General features: G+C 71.3%; 22 protein-coding genes. 14 read left to right on the top strand and 8 right to left on the bottom strand.

What is annotated here, in order from left to right; translation table 11 throughout:
• Nucleotides 1-3: 3 nt before the first annotated feature.
• Nucleotides 4-189: a hypothetical protein gene (locus tag Vau01_RS60130; RefSeq protein ID WP_204013437.1), complete on the top strand. Its 186-nt coding sequence runs from the start codon at nt 4-6 to the stop codon at nt 187-189.
• 22 nt (nt 190-211) lie between these two features.
• Nucleotides 212-406 (top strand): CsbD family protein, encoded by a 195-nt coding sequence (locus Vau01_RS60125; RefSeq protein WP_204013434.1) that lies wholly within the window; start codon nt 212-214, stop codon nt 404-406.
• A gap of 54 nt (nt 407-460) precedes the next feature.
• Here the strand turns inward: Vau01_RS60125 and Vau01_RS60120 are convergent, their stop codons facing one another.
• The 3 genes from Vau01_RS60120 to Vau01_RS60110 all read right to left on the bottom strand — a co-directional run bounded on the left by Vau01_RS60120 (nt 461) and on the right by Vau01_RS60110 (nt 4,096).
• Entirely contained in the window at nt 461-1,417 is a 957-nt protein-coding gene (locus Vau01_RS60120; RefSeq protein ID WP_204013431.1) for a TIGR03885 family FMN-dependent LLM class oxidoreductase, read from the bottom strand.
• 29 nt (nt 1,418-1,446) lie between these two features.
• Nucleotides 1,447-2,916: a serine/threonine-protein kinase gene (locus tag Vau01_RS60115; protein ID WP_275424061.1), complete on the bottom strand. Its 1,470-nt coding sequence runs from the start codon at nt 2,914-2,916 to the stop codon at nt 1,447-1,449.
• Nucleotides 2,917-3,001: 85 nt separating this feature from the next.
• The gene (locus Vau01_RS60110) at nt 3,002-4,096 is read right to left on the bottom strand and encodes a hemerythrin domain-containing protein (RefSeq protein ID WP_204013425.1); all 1,095 of its coding nucleotides are present in this window, start codon (nt 4,094-4,096) and stop codon (nt 3,002-3,004) included.
• A gap of 62 nt (nt 4,097-4,158) precedes the next feature.
• On the opposite strand from Vau01_RS60110, the gene Vau01_RS60105 reads away from it, so the two are divergent.
• Genes Vau01_RS60105 through Vau01_RS60095 form a run of 3 tightly spaced genes read left to right on the top strand, consistent with a single transcriptional unit; the run spans nt 4,159 to nt 6,287 of the window.
• Nucleotides 4,159-4,797 (top strand): TetR/AcrR family transcriptional regulator, encoded by a 639-nt coding sequence (locus tag Vau01_RS60105; protein ID WP_204013411.1) that lies wholly within the window; start codon nt 4,159-4,161, stop codon nt 4,795-4,797.
• 10 nt (nt 4,798-4,807) lie between these two features.
• On the top strand, nt 4,808-5,446 hold the full coding sequence (locus Vau01_RS60100) for a DUF2461 domain-containing protein (protein ID WP_204013408.1): 639 nt from the start codon (nt 4,808-4,810) through the stop codon (nt 5,444-5,446).
• A complete protein-coding gene (locus Vau01_RS60095) occupies nt 5,433-6,287 on the top strand; it encodes an SCO6745 family protein (RefSeq protein WP_444546064.1) in 855 nt (284 codons plus the stop codon). Before Vau01_RS60100 ends, Vau01_RS60095 begins: the two co-directional genes overlap by 14 nt.
• On the opposite strand, the gene Vau01_RS60090 is transcribed toward Vau01_RS60095, so the two are convergent.
• Together Vau01_RS60090 and Vau01_RS60085 are read right to left on the bottom strand one after the other, a co-directional pair.
• Nucleotides 6,288-6,722, bottom strand: a complete 435-nt coding sequence (locus Vau01_RS60090; RefSeq protein WP_204013405.1) for an ATP-binding protein — start codon at nt 6,720-6,722, stop codon at nt 6,288-6,290.
• Nucleotides 6,712-7,581 carry an MEDS and STAS domain-containing protein gene (locus tag Vau01_RS60085; RefSeq protein ID WP_204013402.1) on the bottom strand — a complete coding sequence of 290 codons (870 nt, stop codon included), beginning with the start codon at nt 7,579-7,581 and terminating at the stop codon, nt 6,712-6,714. The genes Vau01_RS60090 and Vau01_RS60085 overlap by 11 nt, the downstream gene beginning before the upstream one ends.
• Nucleotides 7,582-7,706: 125 nt before the next feature.
• Between Vau01_RS60085 and Vau01_RS60080 the strand changes: the two genes are divergently transcribed.
• Together Vau01_RS60080 and Vau01_RS60075 are read left to right on the top strand one after the other, a co-directional pair.
• Complete coding sequence (locus Vau01_RS60080; protein WP_204013399.1) at nt 7,707-9,011, top strand: nitric oxide synthase oxygenase; 1,305 nt, start codon at nt 7,707-7,709, stop codon at nt 9,009-9,011.
• A gap of 99 nt (nt 9,012-9,110) precedes the next feature.
• Nucleotides 9,111-10,784, top strand: a complete 1,674-nt coding sequence (locus Vau01_RS60075) for a serine/threonine-protein kinase (protein WP_204013396.1) — start codon at nt 9,111-9,113, stop codon at nt 10,782-10,784.
• On the opposite strand, the gene Vau01_RS60070 is transcribed toward Vau01_RS60075, so the two are convergent.
• The gene (locus tag Vau01_RS60070) at nt 10,771-11,664 is read right to left on the bottom strand and encodes an ArsR/SmtB family transcription factor (protein ID WP_204013394.1); all 894 of its coding nucleotides are present in this window, start codon (nt 11,662-11,664) and stop codon (nt 10,771-10,773) included. The genes Vau01_RS60075 and Vau01_RS60070 overlap by 14 nt on opposite strands.
• 209 nt (nt 11,665-11,873) lie before the next feature.
• On the opposite strand from Vau01_RS60070, the gene Vau01_RS60065 reads away from it, so the two are divergent.
• The 3 genes from Vau01_RS60065 (at nt 11,874) to leuE (ending at nt 15,610) form a co-directional block, all read left to right on the top strand.
• Nucleotides 11,874-13,592: an ABC transporter family substrate-binding protein gene (locus Vau01_RS60065; protein ID WP_204013390.1), complete on the top strand. Its 1,719-nt coding sequence runs from the start codon at nt 11,874-11,876 to the stop codon at nt 13,590-13,592.
• 277 nt (nt 13,593-13,869) lie between these two features.
• On the top strand, nt 13,870-14,901 hold the full coding sequence (locus tag Vau01_RS60060; RefSeq protein ID WP_204013387.1) for a phosphatase PAP2 family protein: 1,032 nt from the start codon (nt 13,870-13,872) through the stop codon (nt 14,899-14,901).
• Nucleotides 14,902-14,962: 61 nt separating this feature from the next.
• A complete protein-coding gene (leuE, locus tag Vau01_RS60055) occupies nt 14,963-15,610 on the top strand; it encodes a leucine efflux protein LeuE (RefSeq protein WP_204013384.1) in 648 nt (215 codons plus the stop codon).
• Here leuE and Vau01_RS60050 read toward each other — a convergent pair.
• The gene (locus Vau01_RS60050; RefSeq protein WP_204013381.1) at nt 15,602-16,543 is read right to left on the bottom strand and encodes a threonine ammonia-lyase; all 942 of its coding nucleotides are present in this window, start codon (nt 16,541-16,543) and stop codon (nt 15,602-15,604) included. The two genes, leuE and Vau01_RS60050, sit on opposite strands and share 9 nt — an antisense overlap.
• Nucleotides 16,544-16,737: 194 nt before the next feature.
• Here Vau01_RS60050 and Vau01_RS60045 point away from each other — a divergent pair, with 194 nt between their 5' ends.
• The 4 genes from Vau01_RS60045 (at nt 16,738) to Vau01_RS60030 (ending at nt 20,772) form a co-directional block, all read left to right on the top strand.
• The gene (locus tag Vau01_RS60045; protein WP_204013378.1) at nt 16,738-17,709 is read left to right on the top strand and encodes a PP2C family protein-serine/threonine phosphatase; all 972 of its coding nucleotides are present in this window, start codon (nt 16,738-16,740) and stop codon (nt 17,707-17,709) included.
• A gap of 9 nt (nt 17,710-17,718) precedes the next feature.
• Nucleotides 17,719-18,150, top strand: coding sequence for a hypothetical protein (locus Vau01_RS60040; RefSeq protein WP_204013375.1), 432 nt, complete (start codon nt 17,719-17,721; stop codon nt 18,148-18,150).
• A gap of 244 nt (nt 18,151-18,394) precedes the next feature.
• Nucleotides 18,395-19,582, top strand: coding sequence for a DedA family protein (locus tag Vau01_RS65810; protein ID WP_204013371.1), 1,188 nt, complete (start codon nt 18,395-18,397; stop codon nt 19,580-19,582).
• 365 nt (nt 19,583-19,947) lie between these two features.
• Nucleotides 19,948-20,772 carry an SDR family NAD(P)-dependent oxidoreductase gene (locus tag Vau01_RS60030; protein WP_204013368.1) on the top strand — a complete coding sequence of 275 codons (825 nt, stop codon included), beginning with the start codon at nt 19,948-19,950 and terminating at the stop codon, nt 20,770-20,772.
• Here Vau01_RS60030 and Vau01_RS60025 read toward each other — a convergent pair.
• A partial coding sequence (locus Vau01_RS60025; RefSeq protein WP_204013355.1) for a prolyl oligopeptidase family serine peptidase occupies nt 20,758-20,992 on the bottom strand: 235 nt, incomplete at its 5' end. The genes Vau01_RS60030 and Vau01_RS60025 overlap by 15 nt on opposite strands.

Below are 20,992 nucleotides of genomic sequence, written 5' to 3'. Positions count from 1 at the left end.
GACATGACCGATCTCAGTGATGCCCCGCTGGCCGAGGCGCCGCCTGACGTTGTCGACGATCAGATCAGCGACGTGCTGAACGAGGACGAGGTCGTGCACGTGCCGCCGGCCGTGGAGCAGATGGTGGAGGCGCACGAGGCGCACACCACGTACGCGCCCGACGTGCCGCACTGGGAACCAGGCTCGTAGATTTCGGAAGGAGTCTTTGTCGATGAGTACAGGCGACAAGATCAGGCACAAGGCCGAAGAGATGAAGGGCGCCGCCAAGGAGAAGATCGGCGACGCCACCGACAACGAGTCGATGCAGGCCGAGGGCGCCGCTGAGCGCCGGGCCGCACAGGCGAAGCAGGCGGGCGACCACCTGCACGACGCCGGTCGCAACGCGCGTGACGCGCTGAGCGGCTGACCATCCCCTGGTGGAACGACCCCCGGACAACGTCGTCCGGGGGTCGTTCCGTGTCTAGGTCAGTTGCGGCAGGACCTTCGCGCCGAACGCGTCGATGAACTCGTCCTGCTCCTGGCCGACGTGGTGCAGCATCACCCGGTCGAAGCCCAGTTCCGCGTAGCCGTTCAGCCACTCGGCGTGCCGGGACAGGTCGGCGGAGATGTTCACCGCCTGCTTCAGCCGTTCGCGGGGAACGTCCCGCGAGACCTCGTCGAAGTGGTCGGTCAGCTCCAGGTCCCAGCAGACCGGCGGCGCGAACACGTTGCTGCGCCACTGGTCGTAGGCGAGGGCGAACGCCTCGTCGTCGGTCGCCGCCCAGCTCAGGTGCACCTGCACCGTCAGCGGGCCACGGCCGCCGGCGTCCCGGTAGGCGGCGATCATCTCGCGCAATTTGGCCGGCTCCGCGTTGACCGTGATCAGGCCGTCGGCCCAGGACGCGCACCAGCGCGCGGTCGCGACGCTCACCGCGGCACCGATCAGCGGCACCGGTTCGGTGGGCCGGGTCCACAACCGGGCCCGGTCGACCGTCACCAGCCCGCGGTGGCTGACCTCCTCGCCGGCGAGCAGGGCCCGGATGACGTCGACGCACTCGCGCAGTCGCGCTTCGCGCACCGGCTTCGCCGGCCAGCCACCACCGGTGATGTGCTCGTTCGACGCCTCACCGCTGCCGAGCGCGGCCCAGAAGCGTCCCGGAAACATCGCCGCCAGGGTGCCGATCGCCTGCGCGATGATCGCCGGGTGGTACCGCTGCCCGGGCGCGTTCACCACGCCGAACGGCAGTTGCGTCGCCTGCAGCGCGGCGCCCAGCCACGACCAGGCGAACGCCGACTGGCCCTGGCGCTCGCTCCACGGCGAGAAGTGGTCGGAGGACATCGCGGCGCCGAATCCCGCCGCCTCCGCCCTGGTGACGGCCGCCAGCAGGCGCGACGGGTGGATCTGCTCGTGCGATGCGTGGATGCCGTACGTGGTCATGGCCGGTGGTTACCCACCGCCGGAGAGGCTCAGTCGTTGCTCAGGTTTATCCGCGGCACCCCGCCGTTGCAGCGGCCCCGGAACGTGACCTTGAACGGCTCCGCCGACGACGACACGAACTTGACGTTGACCTGGTCGGCCGGGCCCGGCGTGATGCGGGTGATCGACCAGGTGTCGCCGGGGTCGGCGGCGACGATCTTCGCCATCGTTCCGGCGCACTCCACGGTGACGGTGTTGCCGTAGCTGGACTGCGTCGCGCGGATCGGATCGGGGTCGCCGTTCTGGCCGCCGCCCGGCGGCGAGGTGGTGGTCGCGGGCGGCGGTACCGGCGGATTCGACCCCGCCGGCCCGGTCGGTACGTTCGTCCCGCCGTCGGGACGGGTTGCCGTCGAATCGGGCGCGCCACTCGGTGGCGCCGACGTCGCGCCCGCTCCACCGACGCCGACGGACGCACCGGGCACCGCGGTCCGGCCCTCGTCCTCGGCCGTCGTCACGCCGCCGGCCGGCTCGTCGGGCCGCACCACCGTCGCCGCCACGACCGCGGCGGTGACGACCGCGACCAGCGCGATCCCGGCACCGGCGAACGCGAACGACCGGCGTCGTTCCTGCCGGCGCTTCGACAGGAGCGGCGACCGGCGGACCGGCGCCGTGGCCGGGCCGGTGAGCGCCGCCGCGGCGGCCGCCAGGATCTCGGCGACCTCGGCCGCGCCGGGCCGGTCGGCGGGCTCCTTGGCCAGGCACGCCTCGCACACCTCGACGACCTCGGCCGGCAGGTCGGTCAGCGGCGGGAGCGGGTCGGGCTCCACGTACATGTGGGCCACGAGCATCTGGGTGGTGGACTCGGCCGACCAGGGCATGTGACCGGTGAGCATCCGGTACAGCAGTACGCCCAGCCCGTACACGTCGGTGGCGGCCACGACCGCGTCGCCCGACAGCCGCTCCGGTGCCACGTAGGCCGGGGTGCCGAACAGCACCGCGTCGCGGTCGGCGAGCTCACCGACCGCGGCGGCGACGCCGAAGTCGACGACCTTGGTCTGCCCGTTCGCCGCGACCATGACGTTGGCCGGCTTCACATCGCGGTGCACGATGCCGTGCTCGTGCGCGGCACCGAGCGCCGTGGCCACCTGCGCGCAGATGCGCAGCACGTCGGGCACCGGCAGCGGACCGTCTTCGAGGCGCTCGGCCAGCGTCTTGCCGGTGAGCAGCTCCATCACGATGTACGGAACGCGCTCGCCGTCGTCATGCTCACCGAAGTCGAAGACCCCGGCGATGTTCGGGTGAGCCAGCTTCGCGACCGCCTGGGCCTCGGCCCGGATGCGCCGGCGGGAGTCCCGGTCGGCGACGAGACGTGGGGAGAGGACCTTCACCGCCACCTGACGGTCGAGCACCTCGTCGTGGGCACGCCAGACGACGGACATACCGCCTTCTCCGAGGCGCTCGACCAGTCGATACCGACCGGCCAGCACGTCCGCCGCGTCCACCGGGACAGTTTGCACCATGTGTAGCGGCCCATGCATATGTCGATCTATTGCGATCACGTTCCTGGCCGTCCTCCCGGTGCGGGAGTGACCAAATGGACAGGATTTACCGGACGGTCGCGGTTTCGGCGGCCGCCGCTTCGCTCAGCCGGCGCAGAGTCTGCCGCATCGCGACCGGTGTTCCGGTGTCCCGCCCGCTGAGCCGCTCGAACAGCATCACCAGCCGGTTCGCCGACAGCTCGAAGGTCTGGGTGACCAGGGTGCCACCGTCGACCGGGCGTAGCACGAACCGCCACACCGTGCTGTCGGACTTCGTCCGCTCGGGCACCGTGCGGAACGCGAACTCGGTTCCCGGCTCGGCGGTGATCACCACGCATTCACGCGACCACCGCGCGGGCCCGAACCGGTTGTGGCCCCGGAACCGGGCACCCGGCAGCGCCCGGTCGGCGCCGTCGAGCCACTCGACGCGATGGCACTCCGGGCTGAACCGGCCCATCCGAGTGACGTCGGCGAGCAGGTCGTAGACCGTGTCGGGCGCGGCCGCGACGAACTGCTCGGCGCGGCCGGTCAGGGTCACCGGCCCGGTGGCCGAGGTGCCGTAGGCCGCCCAGACCCGGCGCTCGTACGCGCCCCGGGTGAGCCGGTGCAGGATCCGGACCACCATTCCCTGCTCGCGGCCGACCTCGGCGAACAGTGCCGGGTCGGCGGCGGCCAGCCAGGGCACCACGAACGACAGCTTCGGCTTCACGCCGCCGCGCCGCATCGCCTTCTCCATGGCCGCGTACCGCTCGGGCCCGATGTGCGCGCGGACGGTCGGCACCACCAGCGCCTCCTCGGCCGCGAGGTGCCGGTCCATCAGGTCGGCGAGCTCGCGGGAGCTCGCCGCCAGGTCGGCCGGGTCTCGGTAGTTGGCGATGCGGTCCATCAGCGGGTCGAGCAGGTCATGTTCGGCCTCCAGCGCGTCGAGCTCGGGCGCGATTCCGGGGACGGTCCGCAGCAGTGGCCAGAGGTGCTCGTCCTCGCCGACGTGATGGTGGTGGATGGTGTCGAAGACGTCGGCGACCAGGCTGCGCAGCGCGGCGAGTTGGCGCGGACCCGCGTGCCGGCGACCGGCCGCGACGCCGTCGGCCAGGGCGGCGAGCCGGTGGAGTTCGGTTCTGATGCCGGCGTGGATGAGCAGGTAACCGGACAGCTCGGACATGGTGTGCTCCTTTCAGCCCGGCTACTATGCATTCAACACAGCGACGCTGGAGCTAATTAGACATGAACTCGACAGCCAAGCGCACATACCGGTCGCCGCGCCGGGAAGCGCAGGCCAGGGCCACCCGGGCGGCGATCGTCGGGGCGGCCATCAAGCTCTTCGGCGAGCGCGGCTACGCCTCGACCACGATGCAGGCGATCGCGGCCGAGGCCGGTGTCGCGGTCGAGTCGGTCTATGCGGCCGGCAGCAAGTCCGAGCTGCTGCGCCTGGCGGTCGACCAGACCACCGTCGGCGACGACGAACCGGTGCCGCTCGCCGAGCGACCCGAGTACCGGCACATCCTCACGGCGCCGTCCCAGCGCGAGCAGATCCGGCGGTTCGCCGAGTTCGGCGCCGTGATCTCCCGTCGCGTGGTCCCGATCGACCGGGCGTTCTTCGAGTCCTCGGCCCGCGACGAACAGCAGGCGGCCCGCTGGCTGGAGATCGAGCGGATGCGCCGCCAGGACCTGCGGACGTTCGTCGACGCGCTGGCCGCGCACGGCCCGTTGCGGCACGGCATGACGGTCGACACCGCCGCCACCACCGCGTGGCTGGGGCTGAACTGGTACAACGTCTGGCTGATGCGCGCCGATCTCGGCTGCACCGATACCGAGGTCGCAGCGTGGATGGAGCGGATGCTCGCCGACCTGCTCCTTCCGTAGGCTCACCGGCATGGCATTCACCGGCTGGCCGGCCGAGGCGCTGGACTTCTACGAAGGGCTCGCGGCCGACAATTCAAAACCGTATTGGACGGCGAACAAGGCGACCTACGACGAGAAGGTGCACGCCCCGATGGTCGCCCTCCTCGCCGAGCTGGAACCCGAGTTCGGTGCTGGCAAGATCTTCCGCCCGCACCGCGACGTGCGGTTCAGCGCCGACAAGTCCCCGTACAAGACGACGATCGCGGCCACCCTGGAGAAGGGCGGCTACATCCAGCTCTCCGCCGACGGGCTGGCCTGCGGCCGCGGCATGTACTGGATGGCGTCCGACCAGCTCGTCCGGTACCGGCGCGCGGTCGCCGAGGACCGTACCGGCAAGGAACTCGAGGGCATCATCGCGGCCGCCGCCCGCAAGAAGATCAGCATCACCGGGCACGACCAGCTCAAGACCGCTCCACGCGGCTACCCGAGGGACCACCCGCGCGTCGACCTGCTCCGCAACAAGGGCCTGGTCGCGTGGCAGGATTGGCCACCGGCCGCCTGGCTGGGCACGAGGAAGGCGAAGGACCGCGTGATCACATTTCTGCACGCCTCCGGCCCGCTGGCCGAGTGGCTCCGGGTGAACGTGGGTGATTCGCTTGAAGCCCGCTGACGCCCGCCGGTTGTGGACGCTGATCGAGCCGATCCACGACGTCACCTACTTCACGCCGCAGTCGCGGGCCGCCTTCGAGGCCGCCGGCCTGCGCGGGTTCTGGCGCGGCTACTTCGCGGGCCGGGCGGCGCCGCTGGGCCCGGTCGGGGCTGCGCCCGTCACCGCGATCTTCTATGTCTTCGCGCCGCACATGGTCACCCGGGCCCTGCCCGACGTGTGGACGCGCGCCGAGCCGTCCGCCGCGCTGGCCGCCCGCCTCGCGGGCGCCGTCGAGGCGATCACCGCGGCCGCCGCCGGCACGCCGCTGGCCGGCGACGGCGCGATGGCCGAAGCCGCCGACCTGCTGGCCAGGGCCGCCGCCGGGGTCGAGACGGTCGGGCGCCCGCTGTCCGCCGCGATCGCGGCGCTACCCGTGCCGGACGGCGACACGGCGCGCTTCTGGCACGCGGCCACCGTGCTGCGCGAACACCGGGGCGACGGGCACATGGCCTCGTTGGTGTGCGCCGGGGTCAGCGGGTGCGAGGCGCTGGTGTGGCGGGAGGCCCGTAACGGCCGGCCGGGCGACATGCAGTCCACCCGGGGCTGGTCCGACGAGGACTGGGCCGCGGCCAGGGCCAACCTCGCCGATCGTGGCTGGCTCGACGCCACCGGCGCGATCACCGAGGTGGGCCGCCAGGAGCACGACCGGCTGGAGGATCAGACGGACCGCCTGGCCACCCCGCCGTGGACCGCTCTGACCGAACCGGAACGCGACCGCCTGGCCGACCTGATCACGCCGCTGGCCAAGATCCTCTTCGACGCGATGCCCATCCCGGGAGCGGCGGTGACGCGGCCGGCGTGATCACTGTGGGGAGACGCGGATCTCCACGAGGGCGGTCGTTCCCTCGTCGGTGCTCTCCACGCTCATCTCGTCGACGAGCCGGACGATGATCCACAGGCCCCGGCCGCCCGGGGCGCTGAGGTCCGGCAGGCGTTGGGGGCGGCTGAACGGGAAGCCGACCCCGACGTCGGACACCTCGCAGAACACCGAGCCGTCGACCCGCCACAGGCGGAGCCGGCCGCCGCCCCCGCCGTGGCGCACCGCGTTCGAAGCCAGTTCGTGTGCCACCAGCACGAGGTCGTTGACCTTGGAAGGTGACAGGCCCAGCGCGCCGCCGTGCGCGGCCACCGCGGACCGTAACGACACCAGGCTCGTGGCGTCGAAGCGCTGTTCCAGGCCGTCGGGCGTCTGGCCCGGCGTTGCGCCGTCGAAGGGCTGCTGCCAACTAGCCGACATCGCGGACGACCAGTTTGAGGGCAGCAAGTTGATCACCGCCGAGGGCGCGTAACACCTTGCCGACCACAGGCTGGCACACCACCGTCATCAGCTTTCCGCCAACAAGTCCGTACGCGGTCTGCAGCACGACTCCGGCCGCCGCCACGTCGATGAAGCTTAACTGGCCGAGGTTGAGGAAGAGGTGGTCGTCCAACCGCACCGCCTCGGACAACGCCCTGGTCAGCGCGTCGAGCCCGCGGTAGTCGAGTTCGCCGGCGACGCGGATCCCGGGCGGGACGTGCTGCCGGCAGATCCGCAGCACGGCGTCGGCGTGGTAGGTCACCGCGGCGACGGCGCGGCCGTGCGCGGCCGACGCGCCGGCGAGCGAGACGGCGTCGAAGCCGACCCGGTCGTACTGGCAGACGACGGTGGCCGGCCGGCTCGCGAGCAGTTCGTTGAACTGCACCTCGAACGTCAGCAACTGCTCCAGACCGCTCACCGGGCGCAGCGCCCACACCATGTCGGCCGAGATCCGCAGGCCGGGGTAGCCCTCGGCGAGCGCGCCGTCGATGCGGGTGCGCAGCCCGCTGATCACCCGGGCGGGGTCGAACGCGCCGCCCACCACGTAGGCGGAGACGCTGGGTGCCGCCTCGAACTGGCCGCTGCACGTGCTGGCCTCGATCGGCAGCCCGCGCCCGGAGAGTTCGGCGGACAGTTCCGCGGGTTCGAGGGCATCGGTGAGGCAGACGACCTTGTCGCCACGATCGAGCCCGTCGCGGACGAACGCGGCCACGATGTCGAGCCGTTCGTCCGCGTCGGAGAACGTGAGACAGGCGTGGTCGCCCGGCTCGAGGTCATCGACAGTGACCGGCTCCGTCATGCTGCCTCTCCTTCCGGACAACGGATTACCCTATGCGGCCCGATCTTTACCCGCACAGGTGATCTCCGAACCCATCGCACAGATCGTGCGATCCATTGCGGAGCGTGACTCACAAAATCCGGATCGTGCCTGTTCCTGGATACCGCGATGCACCGAACGACCCGTGGCGGCCCGAGGCAACCGTCGATTCCGCCGAGGCGGCCGAATTCATCCGTCGGGTTCACGCCGACAACCCCGCGCTGGGACCGGCAGAGCCCCGGCTGGCCGAGGTTGCCGCGGAGATCGCCGCGACCGGAACGTACACGCATACGCCGACCGAGCTCACCCACGGGGCCAAGCTTGCCTGGCGCAACGCCAGCCGCTGCATCGGGCGCCTCTACTGGAACAGCCTCGTGGTGCGCGACCGGCGGCACGTCACCGGCGCCGACGACATCTTCACCGAGATCGTCGAGCATCTCGGCACCGCCGGCGACCGCGATCGTCAGGTCATCCGTCCGGTGATCACGATCTTCGCGCCGGCTGTACCCGGTAAGCCGTACGCCCGGATCTGGAACGACCAACTGGTCCGGTATGCCGGGTACCGGCGCGAGGACGGATCGGTGCTCGGCGATCCGCGCTACCTCGACTTCACGACCGCCGTCACCGATCGGGGCTGGCAGGGCAAGCGCGCGGCGTTCGACGTGCTGCCCGTGGTGGTGGAGACGCCGGTGGACGGCGTGCGCGTCCTCGACCTGCCCGACACAGCCGTCTGGGAGGTGCCGATCGGGCACCCGGACCTGCCGTGGTTCGCCGACCTCGGGCTGCGCTGGCACGCGGTGCCCGCGATCTCGAACATGCGGCTGTCGATCGGTGGTGTCAGTTATCCGATGGCGCCGTTCAACGGCTGGTACATGGGTACCGAGATCGGCGGGCGCAACTTCGCCGACACCGACCGCTACAACCTGCTTCCGCTGGTCGCGAAGCTGATGGGCCTCGACACCGGCACCGAGCGCACGCTGTGGCGCGACCGGGCGCTGATCGAGCTGAACCGGGCCGTGCTGTGGTCGTTCGACCGGGCCGGCGCGCGGATCAGCGACCACCACACCGAGTCCCGCCACTTCCTGCGGCACTGCGAGAAGGAGGAGAAGGCCGGCCGGCCCGTCCCGGCCGACTGGACGTGGATCGTCCCGCCCGTCTCCGGCGGCGTGACCCCGGTGTTCCACCGGTACTACGACGAGCTCGAATTGCGTCCGAACTTCTACCTCGACGACGAGGCGCGCGTCCTCGGCACCACCGGCCGCCCGGTCGTCCAGAAGCGGCCGTCGCCCGGCCCCGACCGGCGTCCGCACCAACACGCCAAACCGGCACAGTGCCCCGCGCGCGGACATATCCCGTCGCCGCGCCTGCCGTTGCGGCCGGCTGTCCCCCTTGGTGGGGACGCCAAAGTCTGAATACCGCGCCAACCGCCTGGAAGGGGACGTTCCTCCCTTCCGTCAAGAACCCGGTCAGGCCCGGTGCCTTGCCCTTGTGCAGGCCATACAGTGTCCTTAATGACACAGTCGCCGGCCCTTTTGGCCGGGCGGTACCGCCTCCGCGACCCGCTCGGCAACGGTGGCATGGGACGGGTCTGGCTGGCCCGCGACGAGGTGTTGCACCGCGACGTCGCCATCAAAGAGGTCGATCTGCCGGCCGGGCTCAGCCTCGCCGAGCGGGAGGAACTGCGCACCCGCACGCTGCGCGAGGCGCGTACCACGGCCCGGCTGAGCCACCCGAACGTCGTGCAGATCTACGACGTGCTCGGCGTGGAGGACCGGCCGTGGATCGTCATGGAGTACGTCCGGTCCCGCAGCCTGCAGCAGATTCTCGTGGACGAGGGTGCGCTCGCCCCGGTACGGGCGGCGGAGATCGGGCTGGCCGTCCTGCACGCGCTGAACGCCGCACACGCGGCCGGTGTGCTGCACCGCGACATCAAGCCGGGCAACGTGCTCATCGCCGACGACGGCCGGGTGGTGCTCACCGACTTCGGCCTGGCCACGTTCGACGGTGGCAAATCGTCGGTGACCCGGCCCGGCCTGGTGTGGGGATCGCCGGAGTACGTGGCGCCGGAGCGGGCGAAGCACGGGGTGTCGTCGGTCGAGGCCGACCTGTGGTCGCTGGGCGCCACCCTGTACGCGGCCGTCGAGGGCGTGTCGCCGTACGCCCGGTCGACGGCGATGGCATCGCTCACCGCGCTCGCCACCGAGCGCCCGCCCGCGTCCGGCCACGCCGGCCCGCTCAAGCCGGCCATCGCCGGCCTGCTGCGCAAGGACCCCCGGGCCCGGCTGCGCTCGGGTGAGGTGGAGCGGATCCTGCTCCGGGTCGTCAACGGCGAGAGCCGCACGCGCGGCCGGTTGCTGCCCCGGCAGCGCGGCGCTGGGCCCGATGTATCGCCGAGAGAGGCGACCGAGCTCGAATTGGCGACCGGGGAGCCCGCGTCGTACGCCCTGCCCGAGGCACCGCTCCCGGAGAAGGTGGTCGAACCGGAGCCGGCGGTGCCGCCGGAATCGGCAGAACACGAAGAATCCCGGCCCGGGCCGAGCCGCCGGGCCTGGCTGCTGGTCACCGCCGTCATCCTCGCGCTCGGCCTGTTCGCCGCAACCGTGGTGCTGCTGGCCGACGACAACCGTCCCGACGGGTCGGCGCAGTCGCCGCGGCCGGCGGCGTCCCGGGAGGAGTCGGCGCCCACGGTCGTCGCGTCGGCCAGCGTCCCGGCCGACTTCCGGGTCGTGCCGCCCGCGGGCTGGACGTTCTACCAGGAGCCGGGCCGGTTCCGCATGTTCGTGCCGCTGGGCTGGGAGGTCCGGCACGAGGGCACGGCCACCTCGATCCACGAGCCGAACGGCCCGAAGATCATCACCGTGGACCGGTGGCCGGCACCGCCGGAGGGTTCGCTGGCCGCCGCGCAGGCCCGCAACCAGGCCTGGACCTCGGGCATCGCGAACCCGCCCGACCAGTACACGCTGGTGCGGCTGGAGCAGGTCTCGTACTTCACCCAGGGCCTGGACTGGGAGTACACCTGGGCCAGCCGGGAGAACGGCGCCACCCGCACGATCAGCCGTTGGTTCATCGACACCGGCTACTGCTACGCGGTGTCGGTGTCGATGCCCGCGTACGACTTCGTCGGTAAGACCAGCTACTTCCAGCTGATCATGGGCGCGTTCAAGCCACCCGCTACGGCCGGTTGAGCAGGGCCGAGCCGAGCGGGGTCAGCGTGTGCAGCACGCTGTTGCCGCGCCGCGTGCTCAGGATCAGCCCGGCCCGGCGCAGCACGGTGGCGTGCTGGCTGGCTCCGGCCGGGCTGATCCGCAGCTTGCGGGCCAGCTCACCGGTGGTGCTGCCGCCGGCGAGGGCCACGAGCACCGCGGCCCGGGTCTGGCCGAGAAGGTCGGCGAGGCCGTCGGGAACGGCGGCGTCCGCGGGCGCGGACCGCGGGGTGGTCGCAGGGTCGGCACCCGCCGGGTAGATCAGCACCGCCGGACCGGAGACCGGGAGAAAGATCTCCGGGACGCCGAGGCAGAAGACCGCGGGAACGACGTCGAGCCCGCGCCCGGCCAGGTCGTGGTCGCCGCCAACCGAAGGGCCGTGCAGCTCCAGCACCGGCGGGCGCCACCAGAGGCCGGGGTGCAGGGTGCCGAACAACCGGTCGATGCCGCCCTCGGCGAGCACCCGGGCCCGGTTGGCGTACTCGGCGTCGAGGTGGGCCAGCATCGCCGGCCAGTTCGGCGCGATACCGGACTCGTAGCTCACGGCGAGCAGCGCCGCGAGGCGGCCGTGCTCACGGCGTCCACTGGTATGTGAGCGCCGCAGCGCGAGCATCGCCTGTTCGACCGTGGCGGCGGGCCCGGCCTGGGCGTAGAGCCCGGCGGCCGCGCCGGGCGGCAGCGACCGGGCCGCGGCCGCGACCGACGGCAGACGCGCGAGCACCCGACGGCGCCATTCGCCGTAGGGCCCGAGGTCGCGGGAACCGAGTGTCTGCAACGCGAGCAGCGTCTCGACGAGTGGGCCCAGGGTGCCACGCAGGCGCACCCGGCCCAGATCGCTTGGAGAGAAACGCAAACGCAGCATCCATCCACCCCTGCTGTCCACTGTGGACGGTACAGAAGCCCTCTAGATAAGGGATTCGCGAGACGGCCGAAAGGATGCATCACGAATCGGGAAAGTCGAAACCGCCGATTTCAGCCCTGGCTGAAAGTCGTTGTTCCGCGCTCCGGAGCGCACCGACGCTGGCTGCTAACCCGCGGTGACCAGCCGCGATTCCCGATCGAGGAGTGCCCATGCGAATAACTGGGAAGGTGACGGCGATCGGGTTGATCGCCGTTCTGGCGCTTGCCGCTTGCGGAGAATCCGGGACCGACGGCGACAAGCAGAAGTCGTCACCCGGCTTCTCCGAGTGTGAAACCAACCCGAACACCTGCAATAGCGGCGAGACGAAGCAGGGCGGCACCCTCACCGTCGTGCTCGAGAAGAAGCTGCCGAACTGGAACATTTTTGACAGCGACGGGAACACCTACGAGGCCGGCCAGGCGATGGCCGGCATGCTGCCGGCGCCGATCATCGTGAAGCCGGACGCGTCGGTGGAGTGGAACAAGAACTTCTTCGCCGAGGCGCCGAAGGTCGAGGGCGAGAGCCCGATGAAGGTCACCCTCAAGATCCGCCCCGAGGCGGTCTGGGACGACGGCACCCCGATCACGGCGAAGGACTTCGAGGCGTTCTGGCACTGGAACAACGGCCGTGACTGCCCGGGCTGCACCTCGGCGGCGACCGCCGGGTACGACCTGATCTCGGCCGTCACCGGTTCCGACAACGGCAAGACGGTGACGCTGACGTTCGACAAGGCGTACCCGGACTGGATGAGCCTGTTCAACTTCCTGTACCCGGCGCACATCGCCGAGAAGGTCGGCCCGCTGACCACGCCGGAAGGGCTCAAGGCCTCGTTCGAGGCGTTCAAGACGACGCTGCCCACCTGGACCGGCGGCCCGTACAAGATCTCCGAGAGCAAGCAGGACGAGTCGCTGACCCTGGTGCCGAACCAGAAGTGGTACGGCAGCGTGAAGCCGTCCCTCGAGAAGATCGTCTTCCGGATCATCGTCGACCAGGCCCAGCACGCGAACGCCCTGCGCAACAAAGAAGTGCAGATGCTGATCTCGCAACCGAACGAGGACCTGGTCAACCAGATCAAGACCGTGCCCGGGGTGAACTTCAACCTGGCCAAGGGTCCGACCTGGGAGCACACCGACCTGAACCTGCAGAACGAGTTCCTGAAGGACATGCCGCTGCGCCAGGCCATCTTCACGGCGATCGACCGCAAGGCGATCATCGACCGGACCGTCGGGCGGTTCTTCCAGGGCGCGGCGCCGCTGGACAACCACATCTTCATGCCGGGCACGAAGGGCTACAAGGACCATGTGACGGCAACCGGACAGGGCTCCGGTGACGTCGACAAGGCCAAGAAGATCCTCACCGATGCCGGCTACAGGCTGGAGGGCACCAAGCTGACCACGCCGGGCGGCAAGGTGGTCGGGCCGCTGCGGATCCGGTACACCGCCGGCAACACGCTGCGGGAGGCGACCGCACAGCTGATCCAGTCGAACCTGGCCGCCATCGGCGTGACGGTCACGATCCAGCCCACCGACGGCCTCGGCGAGACCCTGGAGAGCGGTGACTTCGACATCATCATCTTCGCGTGGGTCGGCTCGTCGTTCACGTCCGACAAGAAGGACCTCTTCTCCACCGACGGCGGCGGCAACTACGGCCACTGGTCGAACAAGGAAGCCGACGGCTACATGGACGAGGGTTCCCGCACGCTCGACCCCGACAAGGCGCGCGAGCTGTTCAACAAGGCCGACGAGATCATGTCGCGGGAGGCGTACAACCTGCCGCTGTTCCAGAAGCCGGTGCTGCTCGCCATCTACTCGGACTACGTCAACGTCCGCAACAACGCGACGTCCGCCGGGCCGACCTACAACATCGAGGATTGGGGGCTGAAGCAGTGAGCTGACCTGTTGGACGCCCATCCGCCGACCGTTCGGGCATTCCGTCAAGCGCCGCTGACCTGATCCACGTCGCCTCACCGACCCGCATCGTTTAGGTAGAGACCGATGCGTTACAGAGTGGTGAAGCGGCGAACCCCAGGGGTAGGTCAATGCGTAGTTCATTGACGATGGTTCCTGGCCGGGGGAGGGATCCAGTGCTCGGATACGTAGGAACCGGCCACCCGGTGATTCATCGGGTGGCCGATTCCGCGTATCTGCCGATTTTTCGGGCTCGCGGGTGACCGCGCCCGTCGACCCCGTCGTCGAGTGGTACGACCACACGGCGCGGGCGGTCGCGCTGAGCGGGGTCACCAGCCCGCCCGAGGCCAGCCGCATCTGGGCGGTGACCTGGCTCGCCGCGCGCCGGGCGGTGCGCGATGCCCGGCGCGGGCGCGCCGTGCCGGCCGCGCTGGTCACCGCCGTTCAGAGCGTGCTGGAGACGCTGGTGCCGGCGGCCGCCCCGCCGCTGGCGGGCGCCGCCGCGGCGTCCCTCGACCGGCTGGGTCGCGAGCAGCTCATCGCCCGCCGGGCCGTCGCCCGGGGCGTCGACGCGGGCCGGCTCGCCGCCGACGACGTCCTCGCCGAACGGTCCGACGACGGGCCGCATCCGGCGGCGTGGCGGCCGTACCTGATCGCGTCGCCGAACCACGTCGCGCCGGACCCGCCGCCCGGACCGGAACACCCCGACTACGCCCGCGACCTGGCCGAGGTCCGCACGCTCGGCGCGGCCGACAGCGTCGCGCGGACCGCCGACCAGACGGAGGTGGCGCGGTTCTGGGCCCAACCGTCGCTGTCGATCTACACGGCGGCGACGCGGGCCAGCCTGGCCGGCCTCGACGCGTCGATCGCCGAACGGGTCGAACTGGTGACCGTGCTGCACGTGGTGACGCTCGACGCGCAGATCGTCGGCTACGCGGCCGGCGAGCGTCACCCGCGATGGCGGCCCGGACGGGCGCTGGGCGGCCCGGCCCGCAACGGGTGGACCCCGCTGATCCAGCCGGAGCCGGCCGAGCCGGAGTTCCCGTGCCTGCACACGACGTACTGCGGCGCGGCCGAGGTCGTGCTGACGGCGCTGGCCGGCCACCCGTCCGCCGTGCCCCTCCGGTTGGGCCCGCGGACCTACACGGACTGGCGACAGCTGACCGCCGAGTGCGTCGACGCCGGCGTGTGGGGCGGCCTGCACCTGCGGACGTCGACCGCGGCGGGCGCCGCGTTGGGGCGACGGGTGGCGTTCCGCGGCCTGAGCCGGTGGTCAGGCCATTCCGTGTAAGGCACGGTTGCTGTGACGGCGCTTACTGTTCTTTGCTCGCCCGCGGGTGTCCAATGATCGCGTGCTGGGAATCACCGACCTCTGGACCTACGTGGTGGGAACGATCGCGATCATCCTGCTCCCCGGGCCGAACGCGCTGTACGTCCTCACCACGGCCGCCAAGCGCGGCGTCGCCGACGGCTACCGGGCCGCGTCGGGCGTGTTCGTCGGTGACTCGGTGCTGATGATCCTGTCGGCGGCCGGGGTCGCCTCGCTCATGACCGCGTACCCGCCGCTGTTCATGGCGATCAAGTACGTCGGTGCGGCCTACCTGGTGTGGCTCGGCTTCGGAATGATCCGCGGCGCGGTCCGGCGGTGGCGGACGTCGCCGGCACCGGCCGGTTCGGTGCCGGTCGAGCCCGCGCGGCTGGAGAACCCGTTCCGCAAGGCGCTCGTGGTGAGCCTGTTGAACCCGAAGGCGATCCTGTTCTTCATCTCGTTCTTCATCCAGTTCGTCGACCCCGCGTACGCGTACCCGGCGGTGTCGTTCCTGGTCCTCGGCGCGATCGCGCTGGCGACGAGCGCGCTCTACCTCACCGCGTTGATCTTCACCGGAACGTTCCTGGCGACCCAGTTCCGCCGCCGTCGGCGCCTCTCGGCCGGCATGACCAGCGCGGTGGGCGCGGTGTTCCTCGGCTTCGGCCTGAAACTGGCGACCGCGTCAGCCTAGGACCCGCGCCAGCGCGGCCGGGTCGACGTTGCCGCCCGAGATCACGGCCACGGCGGGGCCGGGCGGCAGCGCGTCCCGGTGGGCCAGGTAGCCGGCGACCGAGACCGCCCCGCTCGGTTCGGCGACCAGGCGGGAGCCCACGGCGATCCGGCTCATCGCGTCCTCGATCTGCTTTTCCGACACGGTGAGCATTTTGTCGACGTATGTCCGCACGTGCGCGAACGTCAGCTCCGACAGGTTCGTGCGGAGGCCGTCGGCGATCGTCCGGTACGTCAGGTCGAGCGACCACTGACGGAGTTCGCCCGCGGCGAAGCCCTCAGCCGCGTCACCGGCGAGTTCGGGCTCGACCCCGACCACCACGACGTCCGGACGCAGCGACTTCACCGCGACCGCGACCCCGCTCGCCAGGCCGCCGCCGCCGACCGGCACCAGCACCGACGCGACCTCCGGCAGGTCCTCGACGATCTCCAGGCCGATGGTGCCCTGCCCGGCGATCACGTCCGGGTGGTCGAACGGCGGGATCAGCGTCATCCCCCGGTCGGCGGCGATGGCCCGGGCCTCGGTGAGCCGCTCGACGACGCCGACCAGCACCACCTCCGCACCCAGCGCCCGGGTCGCCGCGATCTTGGCCGGCAGCGCGGCGTCGGGCATCACGATCACGCAGGGGATCCCGAAGTCACGGGCGGCGTACGCGAGCGCCTGCGCGTGGTTGCCCGACGAGTGCGCGACGACGCCGTTCTTCCGCACGTCGGCGGGCAGCGCGGCCACGGCGTGATAGGCGCCGCGCAACTTGAACGCGCCGATCGGCTGCAGGCTCTCCGGCTTCAGCCACAAGTCACCTGCCCACGGTGCGGCGAGCAGCGGCGTGTGGACGACCCGACCTTTTACGTTCTCGGCGGCTGCCCGTACGTCCGTCAATGTGACAAGATCCATGTCCGTGAGCCTAGGCGTTGTTCCGGCGGCGGCGGCGCCGTCGTGGGCCAGACAAGGCCTATTGGACGCGGTGGGCGCCCGCTTCTGAGCGCTTCCCGCCGCCTCTGGTCGCCCGGAAGCGCGGGAGTCAGTAGGCTCACCTGCACCACTGGGCTAAACGGAGCGGTCTGTTTCAAGGGGAGAGGCCTGGTCTCATGGGGCTGTCGCTGCGGTACGCGGTGCGCACGGATCCCGGATTGGTCCGGGCGTCCAATCAGGACTCCGTGTACGCCGGCCCGCGCCTGCTCGCCGTCGCCGACGGCATGGGTGGCATGGCCGCGGGAGACCTGGCCAGCAGCGTCGTCATCACGAAGCTCTCCGAGCTCGATCATGACGTCCCCAACGCGGCGATGGTCGGCGCGCTCGACGAAACCGTCGCCGCCGCCAACGACGAGCTGCGGGTCGGCGTCGACGCGAACCCCGAACTGCGGGGGATGGGCACCACGCTCACCGCGTTGCTGATCTCCGGCCGGGCCATCGCGATGGTGCACATCGGCGACTCGCGGGCGTACCTGCTGCGCGAGGGGCGGCTGCGGCAGGTGACGAAGGACCACACCTACGTCCAGATGCTCGTCGACGAGGGTGCGATCACGGCCGAGGAGGCCAGCCACCACCCGCACCGGTCGCTGGTCACCCAGGTGCTGCAGGGCGAGCCGATCGAGCCCAACTACTCGGTGCGCGAGGCCGTGCCGGGCGACCGGTACCTGCTGTGCAGCGACGGGCTGTCGAACGTCGTCAGCATCGCCACGATGGGCGACGTCCTGCGCGACTACCGCGACCAGGAGGAGTGCGCAGAGCGTCTCATCGACCTCGCGCTCCGGGCCGGCGGGCCCGACAACATCACCGCGATCGTCGCCGACATCGTCGAGGTCGACGACACCGACCCCGACGCCCTGCGCCCGATGGCGGCCGTGTCCCACCGGGCCGACGAGCCCGCGGGCGAACAGCGGCTGAGCCCCCGGCCGCGCACGGCGCCGACGCCGGAGCTGATCGCGGGCGACCCGCCGCCCGCCGATCCCGACCCCGGGCGCGGCGGCTCGGCGAACCACCGGCTCACGCTGGCCCTCGTGGTGCTGCTCGTGGTGCTGCTCGCCGCCGCAGGTGTTTGGTGGATCGCAACCGGGTAGCCCTTCGGCATGATCGAAAACCCCGACGCGGAACACGTTCGCCCCGCGGGCATGTCCGACCAGACCGTCGCCGGCCTGGGCAAGCTCAGCGAGGCGCTGGAGACCGTCGAACGGGTCCGGGGGCACCTCTACTCCATGCACCAGCTCACCGGTAAGGCCGACTTCCTCCTGGACGACGCCGTCGAGTTGCTGCGGGCCGCCGGGCACCACGAGCTCGCCGACAAGATCACCACAAACCTGGTGGGCCGCAACGTGATCGCGGGCCGCTGGACGTTCCAGGTGGTGGAGGAGTACGACGACGGCTACTACGCCGAATTCCGGCAGCTCGAACGGCTTGCCCGCGATACGCTGGCCGGCGGCCGGCGGCATCTGTACGAGGCCGAGCTGAAGGAGCAACGGCGCTCCCACAACCGGCCCGGGCACGAGGCACGTCCGGCCTGAATTTCTGTCATACCCCCATGTCAGAGTCTGTGTCGCGCGTTACGTGTGCCCTGGAGCACACATTCAGCTGATTCTCAGGGAAGTGGGCGGAAGCTGAATCTGTTGCGTCTACTGCGATGCGGGCCGCTTTCGGGGTCTACCCCGGTAGCAAGTCAGGGGTTAAACCCGGATGCCCTGGTCGCCGCGGACTCATAGCGTGCATTACAGCCGGAATTGCCGGTGCCGCAGGGGGAAGGGCACGAAGATGGACGGGTTGCTCGGGTCAGCTACAGAGCTCTCGACCGCGCTCGTGAGCGTCTTCGTGGGTTTCGCTCTCGTGCTCGACTCCATGCCGCTCCTCGGCATTCTCATCCCGGCCGACGTCGCGGTGCTGGCGGCCACCACCGCCCGCAGCCCGCTGGCTTCGGTCGCGGTGGTCGCGGCGGTCGTCTGCGGCACGGTTGCCGGTTGGACCCTCACGTTCGCGCTCGGCCGGTTCCTGGCCGGGCCGCTGCGCCGGAGCTGGCTGGGCCGCAAGATCGGCGAAGAGCGGTGGGAGAACGCCGAGCGGCTGGTCGCCAAGGGCGGTGGCCGGGTGGTCCTGGCGGCGCCGTTCCTGCCGATCTTCAACACGATCGTCCCGATCGCGGCGGGTAGCCTGCGCATGCCGTACCGGCGGTTCCTGGTCTACGCGGCGATCGGCTCGGCCCTGTGGGGCGGCGGGTACGTCACGCTGGGCCTGGTAGCCAACAGCCTGGGCAGTGCCCTCTTCGGCACCTCGAACATCTACACCACGCTGCTGTTCGGCGTGCCGGGGCTGGCGATCGGCTGGGTCACGCTGGCTCAGGTCCGGCGCCGGATGGCCACTACCGAGCCGTCGGCCGAGCCGGCCGCTGCCGGCCGGGTGGTCGCCATCGTCACGGCGGCCGCCACCAGCCAGCCGAGCGACGCGGCGAGGGCCGCCCGTTCGAGCGTCCCGGCGAGCAGGCCCCGGCCCACCACGAGCATCGCCAGGCCGGCGGCCACCAGCAGCGGCACCACGAGGCCGGCGCCGAAACGGCTCACCCGCCGCAGCCGGGTCAGGTCGGGTGCGTTCTCGCCCGAGTCGGTGCTGGCCGGTGGCGTGCCCGAGATCGCGGAGATCCCGGAACTCCCGGAGATCGTCGAGGTCACCGGTGTCGGAGAGTTCAGCGACGGCAGCAGCCAGGCGAGCACGATCATCGCCACGGCCGCACACCCGAACCCGCCGATGCTGGTCACGGCGTGCGCGATGTCCTGGTGGCTGGCCCTCTCGTACGGCGGCAAGGGGCAGCCGCTGGTGCAGGGCACCGCACCGGAGGCAGCCGCCAACGGCGCCGCTGTCGCCAACGACAGAACCGCGATCGTCCCGGCGAGCCGTTCCGCGTCCCGCCGCCATCCCACGTGGACGCTGCGCCACGAGGCAGCCGCCTGACCGCTCGCCCGATCGGCTTCATGGTCGGGCGACGTTCGGCCGCCGAGGTGCATCCTCAGCGCGCCGGCCAGGCACGCGAGGGCGGCCGCCACGGCGAACACCCCGGCCCGGTACAGCCCCGCGAGCGGCGCACCGGCCACGCCGGCCTCGCTGACGTACCCGTACCCCGTCCCGGTGGCCGCACTGGCGGCGATGATCCCGATGGTCCCGCCGACGGCGAACACCCCCGCCGCGACCGCCACCCGTCTCACCCGGCCACCCTATGCGGTGCCGCCCCGGCGTGGCCCACCGCGATCTTGGACTCCGCGCGGTGCTCCAGGCCCGTCGGGAGTCCAAGATCGCGGCGGCTGGCTTAGCGTCGGGGGATGCGGGTCGTCGTGGTTACCGGGGGGAGTTCGGGGATCGGGCTCGCGGCGGCCACGGCCCTCGCCCGGAACGGCGACGAGGTCGTCCTGCTCGGCAGCCATCCGGGGCGGCTGGCCAAGGCCGTCGAGCAGGTGACGGACGCCGCGGGTGGCGTGGCGCCGGCCTCGTTCCGGGCCGACTTCGCCCACCTCGACGAGGTGCGGGCGGTCGGCGACAAGCTGGTCGCCGCCTATCCGCGGATCGACGTGCTGGTCAACAACGCCGGCGGCCTGGCGCCCTACCCGGGAGCGGCGACCGCCGACGGCTACGACCGCACCATGCAGGTCAACCACCTCGCCGGGTTCCTGCTGGCGAACCTGCTCCGGCCCAACCTCGCCGGCGGGCGGCTGATCACCACCGCGTCGCTCGCCGAGGTCTGGGGCTGGCTCGACCCGGAGCGCCCGGCCCCGCCCGGCGGCCGCTACCGGAGCCGGTGGCTGGCGTACGGCGCCAGCAAGCAGGCGAACATTCTGTTCACCGTCGAGGCGGCGCGGCGGTGGGCACCCGAGGTCACCCCGACCTGCTTCTTCCCGGGGCTGGTCCGGAGCCGGTTCGTGCGGCGCAGCCCGCTGTTCGCGCTGGGCTCGCTGATCCCGGTGCTCGTCGCCTCGCCGAAGCGCGGGGCGGACACCCTGGTGTGGCTGGCCGACCCCGCGACCAGGGCCCGCCCCGGCGCCTACTACTTCCTGCGGCGCGAGTTCGCCGCCACCCCCCGCGCCACCAACCCCGACCGCGCCCGCCTCCTGTGGGAGGCGAGCGCCGCCGCGGTGCTACGGCTGGGCTAGGCCCAGCCGGTCGAGGGTCCAGGCGGTCATGAAGGCCTCTTCCTTCCAGGCGTCGTAGCGGCCGCTCGGGCCGCCGTGTCCGGCGCCCATCTCGGTCTTCAGCAGCACCGGCGTGGCCGGCGCGACCGCGCGGATCTTCGCCACCCACTTCGCCGGCTCGTGGAACAGCACCCGCGTGTCGTTGAGGCTGGTCATCACGAGGAGGGCCGGGTACGGGCGG

It is taken from the genome of Virgisporangium aurantiacum (genome assembly GCF_016863635.1).
GTDB classification, from domain to species: domain Bacteria; phylum Actinomycetota; class Actinomycetes; order Mycobacteriales; family Micromonosporaceae; genus Virgisporangium; species Virgisporangium aurantiacum.
The sequence above is the reverse complement of the archived record's forward strand: the minus strand, read 5'-3'. Positions and strand labels throughout refer to the sequence as shown.